We start from the raw sequence: 23,325 nt of genomic DNA, 5'->3' as shown, positions 1-23,325 counted from the left end.
TGTTCTACGCGCGTAGGGGCTACAGTGCGGAAATGACGAGCCAGACTCCCAACGTCCCCACCGCGGACCAGATCCGCCGTGCCCCGAAGGTGCTCCTGCACGACCACCTCGACGGCGGACTGCGCCCCGGCACGATCATCGAACTGGCCCGGGAGCAGGGTTACGACCAGCTCCCCGAGACGGAGCCCGACAAGCTCGGCATCTGGTTCCGCGAAGCCGCCGACTCCGGCTCGCTGGAGCGGTATCTGGAGACCTTCGCGCACACCTGCGCCGTCATGCAGACCCGGGAGGCCCTGGTCCGCGTGGCCGCCGAGTGCGCCGTCGACCTCGCCGAGGACGGCGTGGTCTACGCGGAGGTGCGCTACGCCCCCGAACAGCACCTGGAGGGCGGACTCACCCTCGAAGAGGTCGTGGAGGCGGTCAACGAGGGCTTCCGGGAGGGCGAGCGGCAGGCCAGGGCCGACGGGTACCGCATCCGGATCGGCGCCCTGCTGACCGCCATGCGGCACGCGGCCCGGGCGCTGGAGATCGCCGAACTCGCCAACCGCTACCGGGACTCCGGAGTCGTCGGCTTCGACATCGCGGGCGCCGAGGCCGGCTACCCGCCCACCCGGCACCTCGACGCCTTCGAGTACCTCAAGCGGGAGAACAACCACTTCACGATCCACGCGGGCGAGGCGTTCGGCCTGCCGTCGATCTGGCAGGCGCTCCAGTGGTGCGGCGCCGACCGGCTCGGGCACGGAGTCCGGATCATCGACGACATCGAGGTCGCCGACGACGGCTCGGTCAGCCTCGGCCGCCTCGCCGCCTACGTCCGCGACAAGCGCATCCCGCTGGAGATGTGCCCCTCCTCCAACCTCCAGACCGGTGCCGCCGCCTCGTTCGCCGAGCACCCGATCGGCCTGCTCCGCACCCTGCACTTCCGGGCCACGGTGAACACCGACAACCGGCTCATGAGCGGCACGACCATGAGCCGTGAATTCGAGCTGCTGATCGAGGCATTCGATTACACGCTCGACGACATGCAGTGGTTCACAGTCAATGCGATGAAATCAGCGTTCATTCCTTTCGATGAACGTCTGGCGATGATCAATGAGGTCATCAAGCCCGGATACGCCGAGCTCAAGTCCGAATGGCTGTTCCAGCAGACCGCCACGACCAGCGACTCTTCCCGTACGGCGGGCTGAGCGAAGCCCCGTCCAGGGGAAGGAGGCGGCCGGGCAGGCACGACACCCGGCCGCTTTCCGGTGTTTGCGGAGGAGTTGATCGCTGGTTAGGTTGCGGAGTCCCTCTGCATTCCCAGGATTTCCCCTCCCGGCTTTCCCGGAAGCCCCGGATTCCCCAAGGAAGATTCTCAGATGAAGCACTCTGCCGCCAAGAAGCTCGGTGTCGCCGCTCTCGGTGCCGCTTTCGCCGCTGCCGCCGCCGGCACGGCCTCCGCCGCGCCGTCCCTGCCGCTCGACGCCGACGCGCTGGGCACGGTGACCCAGGCCGTCCCGCTGGGTGACGGCCTCACCGAGCTCCCCGACGGCGCCGCCGAGTCCCTCGGCGCCGGGCAGGGCGCCCTCGGCCAGGGTGTCGACCAGGGAGTGAAGACCCTCCCGGCCGCCGCCGGCCAGGCCACCCAGAGCCTGCCGCTCGGCGCCGCCGCCGGCGGCCTCGGCGCCACCCCGCTCGGCGGCCTCCTCGGCGGCCTGCCGCTCGGCGGCCTCCCGATCGGCTGACACCCCGCCGCACACGCCGAAGGGGCGCGCACCCGGATGTACCCGGGTACGCGCCCCTTCGGCGTGCGAGGTGCGCCGTGCGCACCGGCGAGCGGCTACCAGGCCGCGGTCGTGGTCTTCTCGGCGGGCAGGAACACCCACAGAGCCAGGTACAGGAGGAACTGGGGACCGGGCAGCAGGCACGAGACCAGGAAGATCAGACGCATCGTCCACGCGGAGGTGCCGAAGCGCCGTGCCAGCGCCGCGCACACTCCGCCGATCACGCGTCCGTCACGGGGGCGGATGAGAGCGGCCATGGTGGGCTCCTTCGGAGTCGGTCCGGGAGCCGCTCCGTCGGGCTCCCGATGACTCCATACTGGCGCGGGGAGGGGCCCCGGAGCGTCGGTCTACCGGGCGATCGGGACCCTGGGAATCGTCGGGGTCGAACCCTGAGCCGCCTCGTCCCGTGGCAGGGGGGAACCCCTACCGGGACCGCTTCCCCCGGAGGAGGCCGGCCGTCCCCGCTCCGACCTGCGGCGCAGCCATCCGCGACCGGCCGGGACGAAGAGCAGATGGGCGAGGGCCACCCCCGCCGTGTTCAGGAGGACCGAGTCCACGTCGACGACCTGCCCCGGCACCGCGGTCTGCAACAGCTCCACCGCCAGCGACAGCAGCGCACCGGCCGCGGTCGTCCGGGCCAGGGAGGCCCACCGGGAGACGTCGAGCCGCCCGTCGGCCATCGGGAGCAGCACCCCGAGCGGAGCCAGGAGCAGCAGCCCCTCGCCGATCAGCCGGGCCGCCGCGCGGGCGCCGAGCGCCAGATCGGCCCGCAGGCCGTCCAGCGGGATCGTGTTCGGCGCGGTCACCCAGGCCACGTCCCGTGGGCGCAGACTGATCCAGGCGACGAGCAGCAGATGCGCGAGGAGGAGAGAGAACCCCACCACGCGGACGACCACGGCGGTATCACCGCCCGAACCTTGACGCTGCACGCCCCCCAAGACGCCCACCACGGCGGAATCGGTTCCGCCGCCGGCGTACGGGCCTCGCCGGGTCAGCCCGTGGGCGTCGCCGCCGGGGCCGTCACCGCGGCCGTCGGCGGGGCCGACTCCGGGCGCTCGCGCAGCTCGGTCGTGCAGCGGTAGCGCTTGGGCGGGTAGGAACCCGGGCCGCCGAGCAGGACCGTGTGGCCTCCCGCGCCCGCGGAGCTCTCCGCGAAGGTGCAGACGATCTGCGACAGGGCGGTCGGCGTCAGGTCCTCCGGCTGCCGGCTCAGCCGCAGCGTGCCCGCCGGATCGCCCCGGTGCCCGCCGCCCACGACCAGGGGACCCCGCACGGCGGTCGTGAAACCGGCCTGCCGCTCACTGTCCGACGGCTCGGCGAGCAGCTGCGCGAGCAGCCCCGTGGCCGTACGCACCGGGTCGCCGTCCGCCTTCTCCTCGGGCAGCGGGGACCGGCGGTCCACCGCCTCCAGCTGCGAGCCGCAGACCAGGAACACCCGGACCGGCACGCCCTGCGCGGCCGTCGGCGACGGGCTCGCGTCGGTCACGCTGCACGGGACGCGGGACGGGGCCGCGCCCGCGTCCACCGGTACGGACGTCGTCCTGATCCCACAGCCGGTGACCAGCACGGTCAGCGCGGCCGCGCACAGGGCGCCCGCTCCCGCCGTGCCCCCGAAGGTGCGGCCCCTCACGCTTCCTCCACCTCGCCCTGGCTGCTGCGGGTCTGCACCTCGCGTGTGATCCCCGAGGCGTCCAGCGGCAGCCGCAGCACGAACACCGCGCCGTCCACCGCCCCGTCCTCGCCGACCGAGTTGGCCGCCGTGATCGATCCGCCGTGGATCAGCGCGTTCTCCATGGCGATCGACAGGCCGAGACCGCTGCCCTCGGACCGCGGCCGGGACGCGCTCGCCTTGTAGAAGCGGTCGAAGACGTGCGGCAGCACCTCCTCGGGGATGCCGGGGCCGTGGTCGCGCACCGCGATGACCAGCTCCTCGTCCTCCGTGCGCACCGAGACCCGGACCGGCGAACCGCCGTGCTTGAGCGCGTTGCCGATCAGGTTCGCCAGGATCACGTCCAGGCGGCGCGGGTCGAGCGGCAGCATGATCCCGCGCTCGGCGTCGAGGTCGACCGCGTCCAGCCAGGCCCGCGCGTCGATGCACGCGGTGATCTGGTCGGCGATGTCCACCTCGTCGAGGACGAGGCGCGCGGTGCCCGCGTCGAAGCGGGTCACCTCCATCAGGTTCTCCACCAGGTCGTTCAGACGCCGCGTCTCGCTCACCACCAGCGCCACCGCCGGGGCGATCATCGGGTCCAGGGTGTCCTGCTCGTCCTCCAGGACCTCGGTGACGGCCGTCAGCGCGGTCAGCGGGGTGCGCAGCTCGTGCGACATGTCGGCGACGAACCGGCGGCTGGACTCCTCCCGCGCGCTCATGTCCGCGACCTTCTTCTGCAGGGACTCGGCCGCGCTGTTGAACGTACGGGAGAGATCGGCCAGTTCGTCCGCGCCGGAGACCCGCAGCCGGGTGTCGAGCTTTCCCTCGCCGAGCTGCCGGGCCGCCTCGCCGAGCCGGTGCACCGGGCGCAGCACGGTCGTCGCCGCGACCTGCGCGAGGAGCACCGAGCCGACGACCGCGAGGGCGGTGGCGATCCCGAGGGACCAGGCGAGCGAGTTCAGGTCGGCCTTCTCCGCGGCCAGCGACTTGAACATGTAGCCGGCCGGCCCGCCGCCGTCGATCCGTGTCCCGCCGACCAGGTACGGCGTCCCGCCCCGCTCCGTGCGCTGCCAGAACAGGTGGTACCGGTACGGGTTGGCGTCCGTCACCGGCCGTTCGGTGTCCACGGCCTCGCGCAGCGAGCGCGGCACGTCGGCGAGGGTGAAGTCGTCGGGGTCGGACGCGCCGACGATCGGCTTGCCCGCGTCCCGCTCGCCGAGCAGCAGCACCTGGTAGTCGGCGGCGCTGCCGCTCGCCATCTGCTCGGCGGTCCGCCGCAGGTCGTCCTGGGTGGGCCGGAGCGGCAGCGTCGCCGCCCGGTTCTGCATCTCCTGCCGGAAGTCGTTGAGCGCCCCGTCCTGGGTGCGGGTCAGCACCGCCTCGCGGTTGAGCCAGTACGCGATGCCGGAGGCGGCGACGGCCGCGGTGAGCGCGACCAGGGCGAAGACGACGACCAGCCGCAGCCGCAGGCTGGAGAGCCGCGGCCGCGCGAGGATTCCCTTGGTCACGCAGGAACGTCCAGTCGGTAGCCGACACCCCGCACGGTGCGGATGAGCGTCGGCGAGGACGGCACGTCCTCCACCTTGGCGCGCAGCCGCTGCACACAGGCATCGACGAGCCGCGAGTCGCCCAGGTAGTCGTGCTCCCACACCAGCCGCAGCAACTGCTGCCGGGAGAGCGCCTGTCCGGGCCGCCGGCTCAGTTCCAGGAGCAGCCGCAGCTCGGTCGGGGTGAGCTGGAGGTCCTCGCCGTTCTTGGTGACCGTCATCGCGGACCGGTCGATGACGAGGGACCCGTACGTCGCGGAGTCCGTCGACTCCCGCTCGCCGCGCCGCAGTACGGCCCGGATGCGGGCGTCCAGGACCCGGCCCTGCACCGGCTTCACGACATAGTCGTCGGCGCCGGACTCCAGGCCCACGACCACGTCGATGTCGTCGCTGCGCGCGGTGAGCAGGATGATCGGCAGCTGGTCGGTGCGACGGATCCGCCGGCAGACCTCGAAGCCGTCGATGCCGGGCAGCATGACGTCGAGCACGACCAGGTCCGGCCGCTGTTCGCGCAGCAGCAGGAGCCCGTCCTCGCCCGTCGCGGCGGTGGCCACCCGGTGGCCCTGCCGGGACAGGGAGAGTTCGAGGGCCGTGCGGATGGCGTCGTCGTCCTCGATCAGCAACAGAAAAGGCACGTTCAGCATTCTGTCGCATTCGGCCGTCCGAGTTCGACCGCTGGGAGGCGCGCTTCTGTTCCGTCCCCTGTGACACGGCTGTGACAGTCGGCGGACAACGCCATGAAGTCCCGCGGGCAAGCTTCTTGGCACAGGGACCGAAACACACTCCAACCGACGGGGGGCGCGAGATGAACGCACTGCACAGCACCACCTCAAGCGCAGTTGTCACGCGTCTCCACGACGTCGTGCGGAGCACGGAGAAGTCCGGCGCGGTGAACGGGCGGGGGTGCGTTCGCAGCGTCGGGCGTCAGCGCAAGGCGCCGTACATGGTGGCCGTTGCTGACGGGGGAGCGGCGTACGGGGAGGGCACGGGGGAACGCGTCACCTGCTCGGAGGCCGAGTTCACGGCCTACGTCCAGGAGCGTCGTGCCTCCCTGTACGCCACCGCCTACCACCTCACCGGTGACCGTTTCGAGGCCGAGGACCTGCTCCAGAGCGCGCTGTTCTCCACCTACCGCGCCTGGGACCGGATCAGCGACAAGGCCGCGGTCGGCGGATACCTCCGCCGCACCATGACCAACCTGCACATCAGCGCCTGGCGCCGGCGCAAGCTCAACGAGTACCCGACCGAGGAGCTCCCCGAGACGGTGGGCGAGACGGACGCGATGCGGGGTACGGAGCTGCGCGCGGTCCTGTGGCAGGCGCTGGCCCGGCTGCCCGAGCTCCAGCGGACGATGCTGGTGCTGCGCTACTACGAGGGCCGGACCGATCCGGAGATCGCGGAGATCCTGGACATCAGTGTCGGCACGGTGAAGTCGAGCATCTGGCGGTCGCTGCGGCGGCTGCGCGAGGACGAGGTGCTCAGCTTCGGCCGTGACGAGGAGGAGTCCTTCGGCGAGCTGGTGGCCTGAAGGTCGGGGGGACGACCCCGCGGGGGCCTACGGGGGAAACGAGGCTCTTGGGGGACGGGGGAAACACGGGGGAACCGTACGGGGGTACGGGGAAAGAGCGAAGCGGGTCGTACGAGTCCGGGGGGTCTCGTACGACCCGCTTCGTGCTGTGCGGGGCCCGCCGTCAGTTGGCGGCCGGGGTGCGGTGACGGCCGGCCGCCGCGGCGGCCAGGCGGCCGAGGGCCTCGGCCTTGGCGCAGGGGTGGGCGCCCAGCTCGGCCTGGCGGGCCACGATGGCGCGTTCCGCGCGCATCAGGCGCCAGCCGCGGCGCAGCAGGAAGGGGACGGACTTGCGGCCCTCGCGGAGGTCGCGGGCGAGGCGGCGGCGGAACGTCGTCGACGGGCGGCCGCGCAGGCACAGCGCGTCGGCGAGGACGTCCAGCTCCCGGCAGCGGGCCACGATCTCGGCCGCGAAGATGCCCTCCGCCACGAAGAGCGGCGTCCGCTCGATGTCGAACCGCTCCCGGCCGGTGAGGGAGCTGGTGGAGATGTCGTACACGGGGACGTGGGTCCGCCCCGTCCGGCACAGCTCGACGATGGCGGCGACGGCCGCGTCGGCGTCCCAGGACCGTGGGGAGTCCCAGTCGATGTCCGTGCTGCCGTCGACGAGCGGGAGCGACGGGTCGTCGCCCTCCTTGTAGAAGTCGTCGAGGCGCAGGACCGGGAGGCCGGTGACGGCGGCGAGGGACGACTTGCCGGAGCCGGAGGGGCCCGCGAGCAGGACGACACGGGTCGGGATCGGTTGGGAACTCACGGGACACCAGTGTGAACCATTCCCCCGTGCAGGGGACCCCCGAGGGAGGCCGTTGGTATCGAGCATCACACCTCGACTACTGTCGGTGGCCGCTCGATCACCCCTCGGAAGGATCGTCATGGCGCGTCACGCACAACCCCGCACCTCCCGCCGCAGTGCCCTGCTGAAGGCCGGTCTCACGGTCACGGCGGCGGGCGCCGCGCTGGTCGGAGCGGGCGTCGCGGCCCAGGCCGCCGCCCCGGTGCCGCTGCCCGTCGACTCGCTGACCCGGACCGACGCCGGCGCGGCCGGCGCGGGAGCGCTGTCCGGCGTCACCCACGGCCTGGGCCCGCTGACCCGGCTCCAGCTCGACCCGCTGGCCAACACCGGCGTCGACCCCCTCGCCAACGGGCTCGGCACCCAGGTCGCCGACTTCAAGCCCGTCGGCACCGACCTGGTGACCGGCCACCTCACCCAGGGCGGGGCGGTGGCCGATCTCCCGGTGGCGGGGCCGCTCACCCAGGGGCTGCTGCCGTAGGCCATGTCCGGACACGGCCTACGGCAGGTGTCCCGCCGGTCGGGCGGGGCGGAGTGGTCAGCGCCTGCCCCGGCGGAGCCAGCCCTGCGCCCCGCGGGGTGCGGGCGGCTTCGCGGGGCCGCCCGCGCCGTGCGGTCCTGGGCCGCTGTGCGGCTGTACGTCCTTCAGACGCGCGCGCCACGGCCCGTCCGCCCGGAACAGTTGGACGATGAGCGGGCCCTCGGGCAGCGGGACGGTCTCCCGGCGCCGGCCGATCTCGTTGACGGCGGAGCGCCCGGGGTCCGGGAGGCTGGTGGGGTCGTCGTGCCCCGTCAGCTCGTAGACGTGGATGATGAAGTTGTCGCTGCCCCGGTAGTGGAAGCGGGCGTCGGCCGTCCCCCCGGTGTGCAGCAGGACGTCCGGACCCTCGCACTCCAGCACGTCCTCGGTCAGCCGCCGGGCGGCCGCCAGCGGCAGGATGCGCATCTCCCAGGGTCCGTCCGCCCGCAGCTTCAGCCGCAGCCGGCCGTTCTCGGGCACACAGGTGAGCAGCCGGCCCCGGAAGTTCTCCTGTGTGCTGTTGACGAGGCTGCTGCCCTCCTTGTTGGACCGGGTGAGCGGCCACAGGCCCGTGTACCCGTCGCCGTCGACGGCGAGTTCGACCACGACCGGGCCGGGCGGGAGGTCCTCCACGGTGATCACGTCGTTGCCCGGGCCGCTGCGCGTGTGCGGCTCGAAGAAGGTGCCGAAGGTCCAGTCCGGGGCGCCGAAGGGAGCCGGGAAGGGGCCGGGAAGCGGCTCTGCCGCCGTCTTGGCCACCGCCTGGACCGGAATCGGGACCGGTGCCGGGGCGGGCGCGTGGGCCGGTGCCTGGACCGGTGCCTGGACGGGCGCCTGGACGGGTGGCGGGACGGCCGGCGCGGCGGGCGCCGGCGGGGCCTCCGGGCTCTTCGTCATCACCGGGCTGTCCGTCACCACCCGGGGCTCGTCGGCCACGTCCACGCCGTGGTCGGCCGCCAGGCCCTCCAGGCCGTCCAGGTAGCCCTGGCCCACCGCGCGGAACTTCCAGCCGCCCGCGCGCCGGTACAGCTCCGCCAGGACCATCGCGGTCTCGCCGCCGGCGTCGGTCGTGTCGTACCGCGCGACCGAGGTGCCGTCCGGCGCGAACGCCTCCACGGACAGCCCGGCCACGTCCCGCAGCGGGCCGTTCTCCGTCGACGCGACCACCAGGACGCGGGAGATCTCCTCCTCGGTCGCCGTGAGGCCGGTCTCCAGCCACACCGTGCCGTCCTCGCCCCCGACGAGCCGCACGGCGCCGGAGTGATGGACCGGGGCGCCGTGGAACACGATGTCCGCGTCCCTCCGGACCCGGCCCCGCTCCGTCAGCAGCAGCGCCGCGACGTCGACACCCCCGCGCACGGCGATGCGCAGCGGCACCGTCGGGACGAAGGCGTTGCCTCCCTTGATCAGTGTTCCCATGACGTACCGACCCCTCCGTTCACGGCCCCTCCACAGTCGATCACCACTGGATCTTGCGGTGGACCGGGACGCCGGGGCAAGACCGGCGGGAGGACCCGGGAACGCCGAAACGGCCCCCGGGTGCGCGCACCCGGGGGCCGTTTCGGCGGTGGAGCTAGTACGAGGAGCCCGAGGCGCCCAGCGAACCCGTCGGGTGCCAGACCGTCTTCGTCTCCAGGAACGCGGTCATGCGGTCCGTGCCGGGGGACTCGGCGAAGTCCTCGGTACGGGGACGCAGGACGCGCTTCAGGTTGTCCGCCGCCGCGATCTCCAGGTCGCGGGCGAGGTCGCCCTCGGTCGCGCCCGTGAGGTCGATGGCGTTGACGTCCTGGTGGGCCGCGAGGTGCGGGCCCATCTCGGCGGCCTTGCCGGAGAGGATGTTGACGACACCGCCCGGCAGGTCGGAGGTGGCGAGCACCTCGCCCAGGGAGAGCGCCGGCAGCGGGGCCTTCTCGCTCGCGATGACGACGGCCGTGTTGCCCGTCGCGATCACCGGGGCGATCACCGAGACCAGGCCGAGGAAGGACGAGTCCTGCGGGGCCACGACCGTGACGACACCGGTCGGCTCCGGGGAGGAGAGGTTGAAGTACGGGCCGGCGACCGGGTTGGCACCGCCGACGATCTGGGCGATCTTGTCGGTCCAGCCGGCGTACCAGACCCAGCGGTCGATGGCCGCGTCGACGACCGCCGCCGCCTTCGACTTCGACAGGCCCTCCGCGTCCGCGACCTCGCGGACGAACTGCTCCCGGCGCCCCTCCAGCATCTCGGCGACGCGGTAGAGGACCTGGCCGCGGTTGTACGCGGTCGCGCCCGACCAGCCGCCGAACGCCTTGCGGGCGGCGACGACCGCGTCCCGCGCGTCCTTGCGGGAGGAGAGCGGCACGTTCGCCAGCCACTTGCCCTTCGAGTCCGTCACCTCGTACACCCGGCCGCTCTCGGAACGGGGGAACTTGCCCCCGACGTACAGCTTGTAGGTCTTGAAGACGCTCAGTCGCGTCGCCGACTCAGACATCGAGGTAGCCCTCCAGACCGTGGCGGCCGCCCTCGCGGCCGAAGCCCGACTCCTTGTAGCCGCCGAACGGCGAGGTCGGGTCGAACTTGTTGAACGTGTTGGCCCAGACGACACCGGCGCGGAGCTTGGACGCGACCGCCAGGATGCGGGAGCCCTTCTCCGTCCAGATGCCGGCGGACAGGCCGTACTGGCTGTTGTTGGCCTTCGCGACGGCCTCGTCGGGCGTACGGAAGGACAGCACCGACAGGACGGGGCCGAAGATCTCGTCGCGGGCGATCCGGTGCGCCTGCGTGACGTTCGTGAAGAGCGTCGGGGCGAACCAGTAGCCGGCCGACGGGATCTCGCAGGAGGCGGTCCAGCGCTCGGCGCCCTCCGCCTCGCCCTGATCCACCAGCGAGGTGATGCGGGCCAGCTGCTCCGAGGAGTTGATGGCGCCGATGTCGGTGTTCTTGTCGAGCGGGTCGCCGAGGCGCAGGGTGTTCAGACGGCGCTTGAGCGAGTCGAGCAGCTCGTCCTGGATCGACTCCTGCACCAGGAGGCGCGAGCCCGCGCAGCAGACCTGGCCCTGGTTGAAGAAGATGCCGTTGACGATGCCCTCGACGGCCTGGTCGATCGGGGCGTCGTCGAAGACGATGTTGGCGCCCTTGCCGCCCAGCTCCAGCGTCACCTTCTTGTCGGTGCCGGCGACGGAGCGCGCGATGGCCTTGCCGACGGCGGTCGAACCGGTGAACGCGACCTTGTTCACGTCCGGGTGCCCCACGAGCGCGGCGCCCGTCTCCCCGTACCCGGGGAGGATGTTGACGACGCCCTTCGGCAGCCCCGCCTGACGGCAGATGTCCGCGAAGAACAGGGCGGAGAGCGGGGTCGTCTCGGCCGGCTTGAGGACGACCGTGTTGCCGGTCGCGAGCGCCGGGGCGATCTTCCACGCCAGCATGAGCAGCGGGAAGTTCCACGGGATGACCTGGCCGGCCACGCCCAGCGGACGCGGGTTCGCGCCGAAGCCGGCGTGGTCGAGCTTGTCGGCCCAGCCCGCGTAGTAGAAGAAGTGCGCGGCGACCAGCGGGAGGTCCGCGTCGCGGGTCTCCTTGATCGGCTTGCCGTTGTCCAGGGTCTCCAGGACGGCCAGCTCGCGGCTGCGCTCCTGGATGATCCGGGCGATCCGGAAGAGGTACTTGGCGCGCTCGGAGCCGGGCAGCGCCGACCACTTCTCGAACGCCTTCCGGGCCGCCTTCACCGCGCGGTCGACGTCCTCGGCGCCCGCTTGGGCGACCTCGGCGAGGACCTCCTCGGTGGACGGGGAGACGGTCTTGAAGACCTTGCCGTCGGCCGCTTCGACGAACTCGCCGTCGATGAACAGGCCGTAGCTGGGCGCGATGTCGACGACGGACCGGGACTCGGGCGCCGGTGCGTACTCGAATGCAGATGCCATGTTGATCAGTCCACCGTCACGTAATCGGGGCCGGAGTAACGGCCGGTCGCCAGCTTCTGGCGCTGCATCAGCAGGTCGTTGAGCAGGCTGGAAGCGCCGAAGCGGAACCAGTGGTTGTCCAGCCAGTCCTCGCCCACGGTCTCGTTGACGAGAACCAGGAACTTGATGGCTTCCTTGGTGTTGCGGATGCCGCCGGCCGGCTTCACGCCGATCTGCACGCCGGTCTGGGCGCGGAAGTCGCGCACGGCCTCCAGCATGAGGAGCGTGTTGGCCGGGGTGGCGTTGACCGCGACCTTGCCGGTCGAGGTCTTGATGAAGTCCGCGCCGGCCATCATGCCGAGCCAGGAGGCGCGGCGGATGTTGTCGTACGTGGACAGCTCGCCGGTCTCGAAGATCACCTTGAGGCGGGCGCGGTCGCCGCACTCCGCCTTGATCGCGGCGATCTGCTCGTAGACCTTCAGGTAGTGGCCGGCGAGGAAGGCGCCACGGTCGATGACCATGTCGATCTCGTCGGCGCCGGCGGCGATCGCGTCGGCCGTGTCGGCGAGCTTCACGGGGAGCGCGGCGCGCCCGGCCGGGAAGGCGGTGGCGACCGAGGCGACCTTCACGCCGGTGCCCGCGACGGCGGCCTTGGCGGTGGCCACCATGTCGGGGTAGACGCACACGGCGGCGGTCGTCGGCGTCGTGCGGTCGGTCGGATCGGGGTTGACGGCCTTGGCGGCGAGCGCCCGGACCTTGCCCGGGGTGTCCGCGCCTTCGAGAGTCGTCAGGTCGATCATGGAAATGGCCAGGTCGATGGCGTATGCCTTGGCCGTGGTCTTGATCGAGCGGGTGCCGAGGGACGCGGCGCGCGCCTCCAGGCCGACGGCGTCGACGCCGGGCAGCCCGTGGAGGAAGCGGCGCAGCGCACCGTCGGACGCGGTCACGTCGGCGAATGCGGATGCTGCGGATGCAGTGGTGGGCATGGTCACCAGTCGAGCATATCTACGCGCGTAGCGACCTGTACAGGGGACACCCTTCACGGAGCCCGAGGTCACAGCCCGCCGACCGGCGTGGTGACCGCCGCCCAGAGGTCCGGCGAATCCCGCGGTGACCCCTGTCACACGGCCGTGACATGGAGTGGACGCATCGGGGATACAAGATCACTAGATTTCTTTTTGCAGCCAGCCAGACCTCACCGGACACAGACAGTCGGACCGAGAAAAAGCGGCATGCGACTCTCCCGCCCACCTGCCTGAATCACAGGAGTCGTTATGCGCACCGCCCTTCGCACCGCCATCGCCACCGCCCTCTTCGCGGGCGTCGCGATCACCCCGGCCCTCGCCGCCGGCACCGCCTTCGCGGCGGACGGCCCGGCCGCCCCGGCCTCCGCGGCCGCGGAACAGCAGGCCACGAAGGGCGAACTCGTCCGCACCGAGACGCTGTACAACGGCAACGTCGTCAAGGTCTACAAGCTGGGCCCGACCTGGTACCGCGCCGAAACGTTCAAGCAGGGGCAGTCCCTCGGCTCCGTCGAGGCGAACAGCCGTCCGGCGGCCGGCAACGACAACGGCAACTTCGTCGTCCTCTTCGAGGACGGCCGCGTCATGGCCTGGCGCGGGAACTTCGCCCAGCTCGACGGCTCGGGCACCTACCGCCTCGCCGACGGCACCCTCCTGGAGCTCGACAAGCAGCCCCACAAGGCCGGCCTCCAGCTGATCGAGAACGGCAAGGGCCGCGGCTTCACCTACGTCGGCAACGGCCAGAACCGCCGGGTCTTCCAGTACGGCAAGGCCGTGGTCGTCCTGGAGCACGACGGCGGGTTCGCCGCGTACATCCCCGGCTCGAAGAAGCAGGGCACCCCCGAGTACCTCGGCAAGGGCATCGTCACCCCGCCCTCCGACAAGCCCGTCACGCCCGTTCCGCAGGACCTCAAGCCGGGCAAGCCCGTGACGGTCGGCAGCTGCATCGTCAACCAGGTCATCCCCTCGGTGTTCGGCGAGGGCTGGACGGTCGTGCTCGCCAACCGCCTGGACAAGGGCCCGACGGCCTCCCTCATGGACCCCAGCGGCAAGATCATGGGCACCGTGGACACCGCCCACCCCGTCTTCGGCCCCTACGGCCTCAGGATCGACGGCGCGAACACCACCTCTCCGCGGATCGGTCAGCGCACGCAGGGCGGCGACACGCCGTACCGCTGGTCCGACTTCCCGAAGCTGCCGAAGGGCTGCGTCGCGCCGAAGCCCGGCAAGGCCGTGGTGACCGGTGACTGCACCGTCGAGCAGGTCATCTCGTCCGTGTTCGGCGAGGGCTGGTCCGTCACGCTCACCAACGACCTGAGGAAGGGCCCGAAGGCCGTCCTCCGGAGCCCCGCCGGCATGATCCTGGGAACGGCCGACCGCGCCCGCCCCGACTTCGGCGCCTACGGCCTCAAGATCAAGGGCGCGAACACCACCACGCCGCGGATCGGTCAGCGCACCCAGGGCGGAGTCGACACGCCGTACCGCTGGTCCGACTTCCCGAAGCTGCCGAAGGGCTGCGACAAGGGCGCGCCCACCCCGGCCCCCTCCGCCACCACGGGCAACACCGGTACCACCACCAACACCGGGCAGACCTCCGTCATCCCGCGCGGCGGTGTCGCGGCCGGTGCCGAGCCGGGTGCCGTCGAGACCGACAACAGCGCCCTGATCGCGGCCGGCGCGGGCGCGGGCGCACTCGGCGCCGCCGGCATCGGGTTCGTCGTCCTGCGCCGCCGGGCCGCCGCCCGCGTCTGAGCAGCGGTCCTCCGTCTCCCCGCCCCTTGACCCGAGCGGGAGCATCACCCCACCCCAGGCCGGTCGCCGCGCACCCCAGCGGCGGCCGGCCGCATCTGTCCGGAGTCCTGACGTGAACCACCGCACGCGTATCCGTACCGCCCCCGTCGTCCTCCTGGCCGCGCTCGTCGCGCTGGCCGGCTGTGCCGCGGAGCCGGGGGTGCCGGGGGGAACGCCGCCCGCGCGGATCTCGCAGGCGACGGGGCCCGGGTCCGCGCCCGCGCCGAAGGCGAGTGCCGCTCCGGTCCGTCCGTTGGGGCGGTCGCTGCCGGTGCGGGTGAGGGTGCCGGTGGCCGGGGTCGACACGGGGCCGGTCCTCGGGCTGGGGCTGAACCCGGACGGCACCGTCGAGGTGCCCTCGGTCGAGGACGGGGACCGGATCGGGTGGTACGAGAAGGGCGTCACGCCCGGCGAGACCGGGCCGGCGGTGCTGATCGGGCACTTCGACACGGCGCGGGGGCCCGCCGTGCTGAGGAACGTCTCGCGGGTGCGGGTCGGGGACGAGGTCGCCGTGACGCGGGCCGACGGGAAGGTCGCCGTGTTCAGGGTCAGGGAGCTGGAGCAGGTCGACAAGGACGCGTTCCCGACCGCCAGGGTGTACGGGGACACCGAGCGCCCGGAGCTGCGGCTCGTCACGTGCGGCGGGGAGCTGGTCGACGGGCACCGCCCGGACAACATCATTCTGTACGCGGATCTGGTGGCCACGCGGGCCGCCTGAGCCTCCAGCGGCCCGCTGAGGCAGAATCGGCGGCATGACGACCCCCGAGCCGACCCCCGAGCCGAGTCACGAGCCCAGCCGCGAGTCGACCCCAGCACAGCCGTCCGCCGGGAAGCCTGCCGCCGACCGTGTGTTCCGTTCGCCCCTCGGGATCGCCAGCGGCGTGTTCCTGCTGCTCCTGGTGGGTCTGTTCTGCGTCGACGCGATGGTCCGCGGCGAGGGCCGGACGCCGTGGATCGCGCTCGCGGGCCTTCTGCTCGCGGCGCCGCTGGTCGTCGCGTTCACGATCCGCCCGGCGGTCTACGCCAACGAGGACCGGCTCCGGATCCGCAACCCGTTCCGGATGATCACGCTGCCCTGGGCGTCGGTGGCGGATGTCCGCGCCGGCTACTCCAGCGAGGTCTTCACCCAGGACGGCGCCAAGTACCAGCTGTGGGCCGTCCCCGTCTCGCTGCGCCAGCGGAAGCGGGCGGCCCGCCAGGCGGCCCGCGCCTCGCAGGACGATCCGCACGGCCGTACCTCCGTCACCGCCGACGTGCGCGACTCGGCCTCCCGGGTGGCGTCCGGCGACAAGACCGTCGTCGAACTGCGCGAGCTCGCCGAGGCCCGCGCCGGCCACCCCGGCTCGCAGGGCGAGCCGCAGGTGCGCTGGGCGTACGAGATCGTGGGCCCCGCGGCGGCCGGCCTGCTGCTGCTCGTGATCATGCTCGCGCTGGGCTGACCCCCGAAACGCGTCGGCTGGGCTGACCCCCGAACGCGGCGTCCCCGTTGCCCCCAGGACCCGGGTGTCCTAGGGGCAACGTCCTGGTGAAGCGTGCAACCGGCAAATGGTTTAGCGCCCAACTGTCACGCGCGTCTCAATAGATTGCCCCTGCCGAGACTGTGGGGGTGGGGGCGATGAGCAAGGACACCGGTGTGTCCGGGACGCGTTGTCTGGTCGACATGGGGGCCGACGGCCGGTACGGGTGGCGGCTCGTCGCCCAGAACGGACGGGTCGTCGCGCGGTCGGGGGGCTGCTACGACGACCACGCCGAGTGCCGGGCCGCCTTCACGGCCCTGTGCACCGGACACGCCGCCATGGCCGGCGGGGTCCAGCACACCGCCGGCGGCAACGGCTGGGTATGGCTCCTCCGCGACGCCCAGGGGCGGACCGCGGCCCTCTCCGGGCGGTCCTACGAGCGGCACTCGACCTGCCGTACCGCGTACCGGCGCTTCCTCGCCCTGATCGCCGCCGAGGGGCCGAGATGGGCGTCAACCGCCTTATCGTGAATGGAAGTTGCCCCGCGCACGCCCCTCGTTCACGTCACGTGGCGCACATGTCAACCGGGCCGGACTTACGTCCTTCCCGTGACGACCGAGACGACCGAGACACTCGACCCGCCGCCGACCGGCGGTCCGGCGGGCCCGCCCGACGGACCCGACACGCCGAGGCGGCTGCACGCCGACCCCGGCCTTCCCGACCGGGTCTTCCGCACCGTCGCCCGCACCGGCGGCGGCCTCGTCCTCGCGGTCATGCTCCTCGTCGGCGGCTTCCTGTTCCACCGGGCCCGCCAGGCGCTCGACAGCGCCGGGTTCTCCTTCCTCACCACCGAGAACTGGGAGCCGGACGCCGGACGCTTCGGGATCGCGGCCGTCCTCCTCGGCACCGTCCTGATCGCCCTCGTCGCGATCACCGTCGCCGTCCCGCTCGCCACCGGCGCCGCGCTCTACATCGCCGAGTACGCGCCGCCCCGGCTGCGCCGCACCCTGATCTCCACCGTCGACCTGATGGCCGCCGTGCCGTCCGTCGTCTACGGGCTGTGGGGCGTCTTCTGGCTGGAGGAATCGATCCTGCCGATCGCCCGGTGGATCGCCGCGTACCTCGGCTGGATCCCGTTCCTCCGCGTCGACGGCGCCGACCCGGACGACCCGCTGGCCCCGCCCACCGTCTACACCTCGTCCACGTTCGTCGCCGGGCTCGTCGTCGCCATGATGGTCGCGCCGATCATCTGCTCGATCATGCGCGAGGTCTTCTCCCAGGCCCCCGCCGGCGAACGCGAGGGCGCCTACGCGCTCGGCGCCACCCGCTGGGGCATGATCCGCAGCGTCGTCCTGCCCTTCGGCAAGGGCGGCATGATCGGCGGCACCATGCTCGGCCTCGGCCGCGCCCTCGGCGAGACCATCGCCGTCTACATGGTCATCTCGCAGGTCTTCACCGTCCAGTGGCACCTCCTGCAGACCGGCACCAGCTCGGTGTCCTCCCTCATCGCCCTGCGCTACGGCGAAGCCACCCCCTTCGGCATGTCCGCCCTGATGGCAGCCGGCTTCGCCCTCTTCGTCATGACCCTGATCGTCAACTTCGCCGCCTCGTCCATCGTCGCCCGCAGCCGCTCCGGCGCCACCGGCGACGCGTAACAGGGGAAACCACATGACCATCGCCCCGGAGCGGCCGACGCTGCGGCCGCCCGCCGAGGAAGCCCCGCCGCCCGGACCCGAACGGCGCCGCGCCACCGCCGGCCTGCGCGCCTCCGACGTCTACGCCGTCCTCGGCGCGGCGGCCGCCGCCCTCGCCCTCACCTGGCTGCTCTTCGCCCGCCTGCTGCCGTTCAGCGGAGCGGTGGGCTTCACGCTCGTCGCGTACGCCCTGTTCCTCGGGCTCTACGCGCTGCTCGTCTCCTTCGACGAGGACGGCCCCGCCGTACGGGACAGGATCGCCGGCGTCGTCGTGCGCACCCTCGGGCTGCTCCTCCTCGCCGTCCTCGTCTTCGTCGTCGCCTTCACCCTCTGGGAGGGCCGCGCGGCCCTGGTCCACCTCAACTTCTTCACCGAGGACATGAGCCTGGCGGGCCCCCTCGAACCGCTCGACGTCGGCGGCGTCCTGCACGCCGTGGTCGGCACCCTCGAACAGGTCGGCATCGCGCTGGCGCTCACCGTGCCCACCGGGATCGTCTGCGCGGTCTTCCTCAACGAGGTGCCCGGGCCCTTCGCCCGGCTGGTCCGCACGGTCGTCGAGGCCATGACGGCGCTGCCCTCGATCGTCGCGGGCCTGTTCGTCTACGCGACGGTCATCCTGGCCCTGGGCATGGAGCGCTCCGGCCTCGCCGCCGCGCTCGCGCTCGCCGTGATGATGCTCCCGATCATCATCAGGGCCGCCGACGTCGTCATCCGGCTCGTCCCCGGCACCCTGCGCGAGGCGTCGTACGCCATGGGGTCCTCGCGGTGGCGCACGGTCTGGCACGTCGTCCTGCCGACCGCCCGCTCCGGGCTGACCACGGCCGTCATCCTCGGCACCGCGCGCGGGGTGGGGGAGACCTCGCCGGTCCTGCTCACCGCCGGGTTCACCGCCGAGCTGAACGCCCTGCCGACCTCCGGAGCCCAGGTCTCCCTGCCGCTCGCCACCTTCGAACTCGTCAAGTCGCCCGAACCGAACATGATCGCCCGCGGATTCGGCACCGCCGCCGTCCTCATGCTGCTGGTCCTGCTCCTCTTCGTCCTCGCCCGGATCGCGGGCGGACGCGGACCCGGGCAGCCGACGAAGCGCCAGGAGCGGCGCGGGGCCGCCGCGTCCGCGAAGGACGCCGCCCGCCGGGCCGCCGCCGCGCCGGACGCCCCCCGGAAGGCCGCGGACCGGTCCGCATCCGCACCGTCGAGGAGTACGCCGTGAGACCCGTGTCCGTCACCCGCACCCTCCTGGGCCCGGCCGCCGTCCTGTGCGCGCTGCTCGGCCTGCTCGTCCAGCCGCCCGCCGCGCGGGCCGCCGGCTACACCAAGATCACCGGCTCCGGCTCCACCTGGAGCTCCAACGCCGTCGAGCAGTGGCGGCGCAACATCGGCGCCAACGCCGGCCTCACGGTCAACTTCACCGCCAACGGCTCCTCCCAGGGCCGCGAGCAGTTCAAGAACGGCACCGTCGACTTCGCGGTCTCCGAGATCCCGTACGGCCTCCGGGACGGCAACGCCACCGACGTGCCGCCGCGCCGCGGATACGCGTACATGCCGATCGTCGCCGGCGGCACCGCCTTCATGTACAACCTGCGGATCGGCGGCCGGCAGGTCACCAACCTGCGTCTCTCCGGGCCCGTGCTCGCGAGGATCTTCACCGGGCAGCTGACCATGTGGAACGCGCCCGAGATCAAGGCCGACAACCCCGGCCTGACCCTCCCGGCCCGGCGGATCGTCCCCGTCGTCCGCTCCGACGGCTCGGGCACGACGGCCCAGTTCACCACCTGGCTTGCCAAGGAACACGGCGCGGTGTGGAACGACTACTGCCGCCGCGCGGGCCGGTCCGCGCCCTGCGGCATGACCTCGTACTTCCCCGTCGCCTCCGGCACCACCATCGTCGCCAAGTCCGGCTCGCTCGGCGTCTCCTCGCACGTCCGCCAGCCGCAGGGCGAGGGGGCCATCACCTACGTCGAGTACTCGTACGCGATCAACGCGCACTTCCCCGTCGCCAAGGTCCTCAACTCCTCCGGCTACTACGTCGAGCCGACCGCGGCCGGCGTCGCCGTCGCCCTGCTCAGGGCCCGGATCAACGACGACCGGAACTCCACCGACTACCTGACCCAGATCCTCGACGACGTCTACCGGACCACCGACCGGCGCGGCTACCCGCTCTCCAGCTACAGCTACATGGTCGTCCCCACCACCGAGACCGCCCCGCACACCCGGGAGAAGGGCCGCTCGCTCGGCACGTTCGCCCGCTACTTCCTCTGCGAGGGCCAGCAGCAGGCCGAGGAGCTCGGCTACTCGCCGCTGCCGAGGAACCTGGTCCAGGCGGGCTTCGAGCAGATCCGCCGGATACCCGGCGCACCCACCGGCGCCGTCGACCTCTCCGGCTGCCGCAACCCCACCTTCTCCGCCGACGGCACCAACACCCTCGCGAAGAACGCGCCCATGCCCCGGTCCTGCGACCGGCGCGGGGCGACCCAGTGCGCCGACGGCACGGGCGGCGCGCGCGGCACCACCACCCCGGTGAACAACGGCGGTCCGGGAACGACGGGAGGCGCGGGCACCGGCGGCTCCGCGAACGGTTCCACCGGCACCGCCTCCGGGGGCCAGGGCTCCACCGGAGGCTCCGCGACCGCGGGCACCGGCGGCGGCACGGCCTCCGGCTCCTCCCCGAGCGGAGGCGGTACGGGCTCCGCCGGCACCGGCGCGGCCACCGGCTCCGCGGCCGGGGGCGGGGCCGTCGACCCCGACACGGGCGAGCCGGCCGCCGGGGAGGCGGCCGGCGGTACGGGCTCCGCCGGCGGGCAGGCCGCCGGCGGCTCCGGCGGCCAGTCCACCGGCCAGGACACCGGCGGGATCGTCGGCACCCCCGTCACCCTCGCCGCCGACACCGACGGCGGCCTGCGCGGCCTGCTCATGGCCCTGTCGGCGGTCCTGTTGCTCGCCACGGTCGTCGGCCCCCCGCTCGTCGGGCGCGCCCTCACGGCCCGCGCCGGACGTACCGACCGCACGGATCGCACCGAAGGCACCGGAGGAAGCCGATGACCGCCCGAACCGCCGTACCGCGCAGGTCCGTCGGCGTCGGCGCGCTGCTCGCCGCGCTCGCCCTGGCGCTGCTCCCGCTGCCCCAAGGCCGCGAGGCGGTGGCCGCCGAGACCGGAAACGCGGGCGTGACCGGGAGCGGCACCGCGCCCGGGAGCTCGGCCGTGACCAAGCGCGGCTCCCGGGGGCCGTACGACGACTTCTCGGCGCTCGAGGTCACCGTCCACCAGACGCGGAACCTGCGGGCCCAGGGACTGCGGGTGACCTGGAAGGGCGGGAGGCCGACGCAGAGCTACAACACCGACTACCTCCAGATCATGCAGTGCTGGGGCGACGACCCGGCGGGGCCGAAGAGGGAGCAGTGCCAGTTCGGCGCCGGGGTCACCAGCGGCGGCACGTTCGGCACGCACATCGCCCGGCGGGAGCTCGTGGCCGGCAGCGACCCGCTGGAGCGGGAGTACGCCGAGCCGATCCCCGACCCGGAGGTCCCCGGGCAGCTGACCAGCCCGTTCGTCCCGTTCACGCCCGTGTCGGGGCCGCCGACGAAGAAGGTCACCGACTGGACCTACTTCAGCTCCGGCGACACCAACGAGGAGTTCTTCGCCGCCACCCAGTCCGACGGCACGGGCGAGGCGGCCTTCAACCTCCAGACCACCCGGGAGGCCCCGCACCTCGGCTGCGGCGACCCGGTCGGCGCCGGCACGCACGCGCGGGGCCGGGGCTGCTGGCTGGTCGTCGTGCCCCGCGGCTCCCACGAACCCGACGGCTCGACCGGCAACAACCACCGCCCGAACAGCTCGCCGTTCTCCACCACCAACTGGAACCGGCGGATCGTCTTCCCGCTCGACTTCCTGCCGGTCCGCGAACCCTGCCCCGCCGACAAGGCCGAGCGCCGCATGACCGGCTCCGAGCTGGTCACGGACGCGCTCACGTCCTGGCAGTCCGCGCTCTGCGCCGACGGCACCACCCGCTTCACCTTCACCCAGCGCGGCGAGGACCTGGCCCGGGGCAACCTGCTGAACCCGACCTCCACCTCGCCGGGCCTGGCCTTCACCGTCGAGCCCGTGGCGGGCGGGGAACGGGCCGGCTTCGTGCACGCGCCCGTCGCCGTCAACGGGCTCGCCGTGGGGCTGTTCTGGGAGGCCGGCGGGATCGGACTGGTCAAGGACCTGAAGCTGAACCCCCGCCTCCTCGCGAAGCTCCTCACCGCCTCCTACCCGTACGACGTCCGGTTCCTCACCGACACCGCGCCCGTCCCCGGCCATCTGAAGGGCAATCCGGAATCCATCGTCCGCGACCCGGAATTCCTGGACCTGAATCCGGAATTCAGGCGCTCACCCCAGGCGCCCCAGGTCTATCCCGGCGGAATCCTGCTCCCCGCCGACCGCTCCGACAGCGCGCGGATCGTCTGGGACTACGTGCGCGCCGACCGTGACGCGCGCGCTTTCCTGGAGGGCCGGAAAGATCCCTGGGGGATGAGGGTAAACCCCTACTTCAAGGATCTGGGACTCGCCTCCCGCGGCTCCGACGAATTCGTGAAGGCGGATCCCACGGAGACGGAACTCACGTCGAACGGAAAGAGCATCTCGTACGGCATCACCGAGCGCTCGCCCTACGCGCTGGACCTGCACGACGCCGCACGCTGGGTCCGGCGCGGCACGAACAACGCGAAGGACCAGGCACAGCACGACAACGTGACCAACGGGCCCAAGCTCGTCGGCACCGACGTCCTGATCGGCCAGCGGCACGCCTACGGCCTCACCGACTCCGCGTCAGCCACCCGCTACCAGCTCCAGGTCGCCGCCCTGCCGAACGCCGACGGCAGCTACGTCCGGCCCACCACGGCCTCCCTGCTCAAGGCGGTCGAGCGGTTCCGGGACTCGGCCGTCCCCGGCGTCCTCGCCTCCGACCCGGCACGGGCCCGGAACGGCGCCTACCCGCTCACCGCCGTCACCTACGCCGCCGCGTCCACCACCCTCCCGGCGGACGCCCGCCGGGACTACGCGCGCGTGCTCCGGTACGCGGCCGGGCCCGGCCAGAGACAGGGCACCGCCCCCGGCGAGTTGCCCCTCGGCTACGCCCCCCTGCCCGCGCGGCTGAAGGCCCAGACCGCGGCGGCGGCCGACCGCCTGGAACGCGGGGCCCCGACCGGCCCCGGCACCGGCGGCTCCGACGGGGCGACGGCATCGGGACCGGCCTCCGGCTCCGGCGCGGGCGGTACGGGGTCCACCGGTTCCGCCGGGGACCCCGGGTCCGGCGCCGGACCCGGCTCCGGTGCGGGCGCGGGCGGCGGCACGGGCGGGGGCACGGGCGCCGCCGCGGGCCCGGCCTCCCCGTCCTCCGGCCCGCCGCCGACCTCCGGCGGGGGAGCGGGCGGCGGCTCCGGCGGCGCTCCGCCGGAGCAGCTGGCGGGCTCCGGCGGCACCCCCTCGCAGCTCCTCGGGGTCATCCGCTGGGTGCTGCTCGCCGTCCTGGTCGCCGGCGGCCTCGCCGGCCTCGCCGGCCCCGCCCTCCTCGGAATCGCACGCCGCCGCCGAATTCCCTCGGATTCACCTAGGACAGGAATTCGTAACCTGAAGAGCGGCTGATCGTGGTGGTCCCCGGAAACG

General features: G+C 72.8%; 22 protein-coding genes. 12 read left to right on the top strand and 10 right to left on the bottom strand.

Annotation, left to right across the window (positions count from 1 at the left end):
* Positions 1-32: 32 nt before the first annotated feature.
* Together ACFVZH_RS10245 and ACFVZH_RS10240 are read left to right on the top strand one after the other, a co-directional pair.
* Entirely contained in the window at positions 33-1,187 is a 1,155-nt protein-coding gene (locus ACFVZH_RS10245; protein ID WP_384895261.1) for an adenosine deaminase, read from the top strand.
* Positions 1,188-1,358: 171 nt separating this feature from the next.
* Positions 1,359-1,724, top strand: a complete 366-nt coding sequence (locus tag ACFVZH_RS10240) for a hypothetical protein (RefSeq protein WP_384895259.1) — start codon at positions 1,359-1,361, stop codon at positions 1,722-1,724.
* Between the two features lie 95 nt (positions 1,725-1,819).
* Here ACFVZH_RS10240 and ACFVZH_RS10235 read toward each other — a convergent pair whose 3' ends face one another.
* From ACFVZH_RS10235 to afsQ1, 5 genes are all read right to left on the bottom strand, one after another.
* Positions 1,820-2,020 (bottom strand): PspC domain-containing protein, encoded by a 201-nt coding sequence (locus ACFVZH_RS10235; protein ID WP_384895257.1) that lies wholly within the window; start codon positions 2,018-2,020, stop codon positions 1,820-1,822.
* Between the two features lie 90 nt (positions 2,021-2,110).
* A complete protein-coding gene (locus tag ACFVZH_RS10230) occupies positions 2,111-2,647 on the bottom strand; it encodes a VanZ family protein (RefSeq protein ID WP_384895255.1) in 537 nt (178 codons plus the stop codon).
* Between the two features lie 107 nt (positions 2,648-2,754).
* Positions 2,755-3,393 carry a hypothetical protein gene (locus ACFVZH_RS10225; RefSeq protein ID WP_384895253.1) on the bottom strand — a complete coding sequence of 213 codons (639 nt, stop codon included), beginning with the start codon at positions 3,391-3,393 and terminating at the stop codon, positions 2,755-2,757.
* Positions 3,390-4,922, bottom strand: a complete 1,533-nt coding sequence (locus tag ACFVZH_RS10220; protein WP_384895251.1) for an ATP-binding protein — start codon at positions 4,920-4,922, stop codon at positions 3,390-3,392. The genes ACFVZH_RS10225 and ACFVZH_RS10220 overlap by 4 nt, the downstream gene beginning before the upstream one ends.
* The gene (gene afsQ1, locus ACFVZH_RS10215; RefSeq protein ID WP_267045480.1) at positions 4,919-5,596 is read right to left on the bottom strand and encodes a two-component system response regulator AfsQ1; all 678 of its coding nucleotides are present in this window, start codon (positions 5,594-5,596) and stop codon (positions 4,919-4,921) included. Before afsQ1 ends, ACFVZH_RS10220 begins: the two co-directional genes overlap by 4 nt.
* Positions 5,597-5,766: 170 nt before the next feature.
* On the opposite strand from afsQ1, the gene ACFVZH_RS10210 reads away from it, so the two are divergent.
* The gene (locus ACFVZH_RS10210; protein WP_366309555.1) at positions 5,767-6,489 is read left to right on the top strand and encodes a SigE family RNA polymerase sigma factor; all 723 of its coding nucleotides are present in this window, start codon (positions 5,767-5,769) and stop codon (positions 6,487-6,489) included.
* Positions 6,490-6,652: 163 nt separating this feature from the next.
* Here ACFVZH_RS10210 and ACFVZH_RS10205 read toward each other — a convergent pair whose 3' ends face one another.
* Positions 6,653-7,348 carry a uridine kinase gene (locus tag ACFVZH_RS10205; protein WP_384895249.1) on the bottom strand — a complete coding sequence of 232 codons (696 nt, stop codon included), beginning with the start codon at positions 7,346-7,348 and terminating at the stop codon, positions 6,653-6,655.
* 52 nt (positions 7,349-7,400) lie between these two features.
* Between ACFVZH_RS10205 and ACFVZH_RS10200 the strand changes: the two genes are divergently transcribed.
* A complete protein-coding gene (locus ACFVZH_RS10200) occupies positions 7,401-7,799 on the top strand; it encodes a hypothetical protein (RefSeq protein WP_384895247.1) in 399 nt (132 codons plus the stop codon).
* 57 nt (positions 7,800-7,856) lie between these two features.
* On the opposite strand, the gene ACFVZH_RS10195 is transcribed toward ACFVZH_RS10200, so the two are convergent.
* The 4 genes from ACFVZH_RS10195 to deoC form a co-directional block, all read right to left on the bottom strand.
* Positions 7,857-9,257, bottom strand: a complete 1,401-nt coding sequence (locus ACFVZH_RS10195) for a TerD family protein (protein WP_384895245.1) — start codon at positions 9,255-9,257, stop codon at positions 7,857-7,859.
* 154 nt (positions 9,258-9,411) lie between these two features.
* A complete protein-coding gene (locus tag ACFVZH_RS10190; protein ID WP_384895243.1) occupies positions 9,412-10,308 on the bottom strand; it encodes an aldehyde dehydrogenase family protein in 897 nt (298 codons plus the stop codon).
* Positions 10,301-11,737: an aldehyde dehydrogenase family protein gene (locus ACFVZH_RS10185; protein ID WP_384895241.1), complete on the bottom strand. Its 1,437-nt coding sequence runs from the start codon at positions 11,735-11,737 to the stop codon at positions 10,301-10,303. The genes ACFVZH_RS10190 and ACFVZH_RS10185 overlap by 8 nt, the downstream gene beginning before the upstream one ends.
* Positions 11,738-11,742: 5 nt before the next feature.
* Entirely contained in the window at positions 11,743-12,702 is a 960-nt protein-coding gene (deoC, locus tag ACFVZH_RS10180; RefSeq protein WP_026058305.1) for a deoxyribose-phosphate aldolase, read from the bottom strand.
* Between the two features lie 288 nt (positions 12,703-12,990).
* Here deoC and ACFVZH_RS10175 point away from each other — a divergent pair, with 288 nt between their 5' ends.
* From ACFVZH_RS10175 to ACFVZH_RS10140, 8 genes are all read left to right on the top strand, one after another.
* Positions 12,991-14,490, top strand: coding sequence for a hypothetical protein (locus tag ACFVZH_RS10175; RefSeq protein ID WP_384895239.1), 1,500 nt, complete (start codon positions 12,991-12,993; stop codon positions 14,488-14,490).
* A 112-nt stretch (positions 14,491-14,602) separates the two neighbouring features.
* Complete coding sequence (locus ACFVZH_RS10170) at positions 14,603-15,247, top strand: class F sortase (protein WP_384895237.1); 645 nt, start codon at positions 14,603-14,605, stop codon at positions 15,245-15,247.
* A 34-nt stretch (positions 15,248-15,281) separates the two neighbouring features.
* Positions 15,282-15,968, top strand: a complete 687-nt coding sequence (locus tag ACFVZH_RS10165; RefSeq protein ID WP_384895235.1) for a PH domain-containing protein — start codon at positions 15,282-15,284, stop codon at positions 15,966-15,968.
* A 176-nt stretch (positions 15,969-16,144) separates the two neighbouring features.
* Complete coding sequence (locus ACFVZH_RS10160; RefSeq protein WP_384895233.1) at positions 16,145-16,516, top strand: DUF1508 domain-containing protein; 372 nt, start codon at positions 16,145-16,147, stop codon at positions 16,514-16,516.
* 78 nt (positions 16,517-16,594) lie between these two features.
* On the top strand, positions 16,595-17,641 hold the full coding sequence (gene pstC, locus ACFVZH_RS10155; protein ID WP_384895231.1) for a phosphate ABC transporter permease subunit PstC: 1,047 nt from the start codon (positions 16,595-16,597) through the stop codon (positions 17,639-17,641).
* A 13-nt stretch (positions 17,642-17,654) separates the two neighbouring features.
* Complete coding sequence (pstA, locus tag ACFVZH_RS10150) at positions 17,655-18,890, top strand: phosphate ABC transporter permease PstA (protein WP_384895229.1); 1,236 nt, start codon at positions 17,655-17,657, stop codon at positions 18,888-18,890.
* A complete protein-coding gene (pstS, locus tag ACFVZH_RS10145; RefSeq protein ID WP_384895227.1) occupies positions 18,887-20,719 on the top strand; it encodes a phosphate ABC transporter substrate-binding protein PstS in 1,833 nt (610 codons plus the stop codon). The genes pstA and pstS overlap by 4 nt, the downstream gene beginning before the upstream one ends.
* Positions 20,716-23,304, top strand: a complete 2,589-nt coding sequence (locus ACFVZH_RS10140; protein ID WP_384895225.1) for a hypothetical protein — start codon at positions 20,716-20,718, stop codon at positions 23,302-23,304. Before pstS ends, ACFVZH_RS10140 begins: the two co-directional genes overlap by 4 nt.
* Positions 23,305-23,325 lie beyond the last annotated feature (21 nt).

This window comes from Streptomyces sp. NPDC059534, assembly GCF_042743475.1.
Classification (GTDB): domain Bacteria; phylum Actinomycetota; class Actinomycetes; order Streptomycetales; family Streptomycetaceae; genus Streptomyces.
This window is presented reverse-complemented; position numbering and strand designations above follow the sequence as displayed.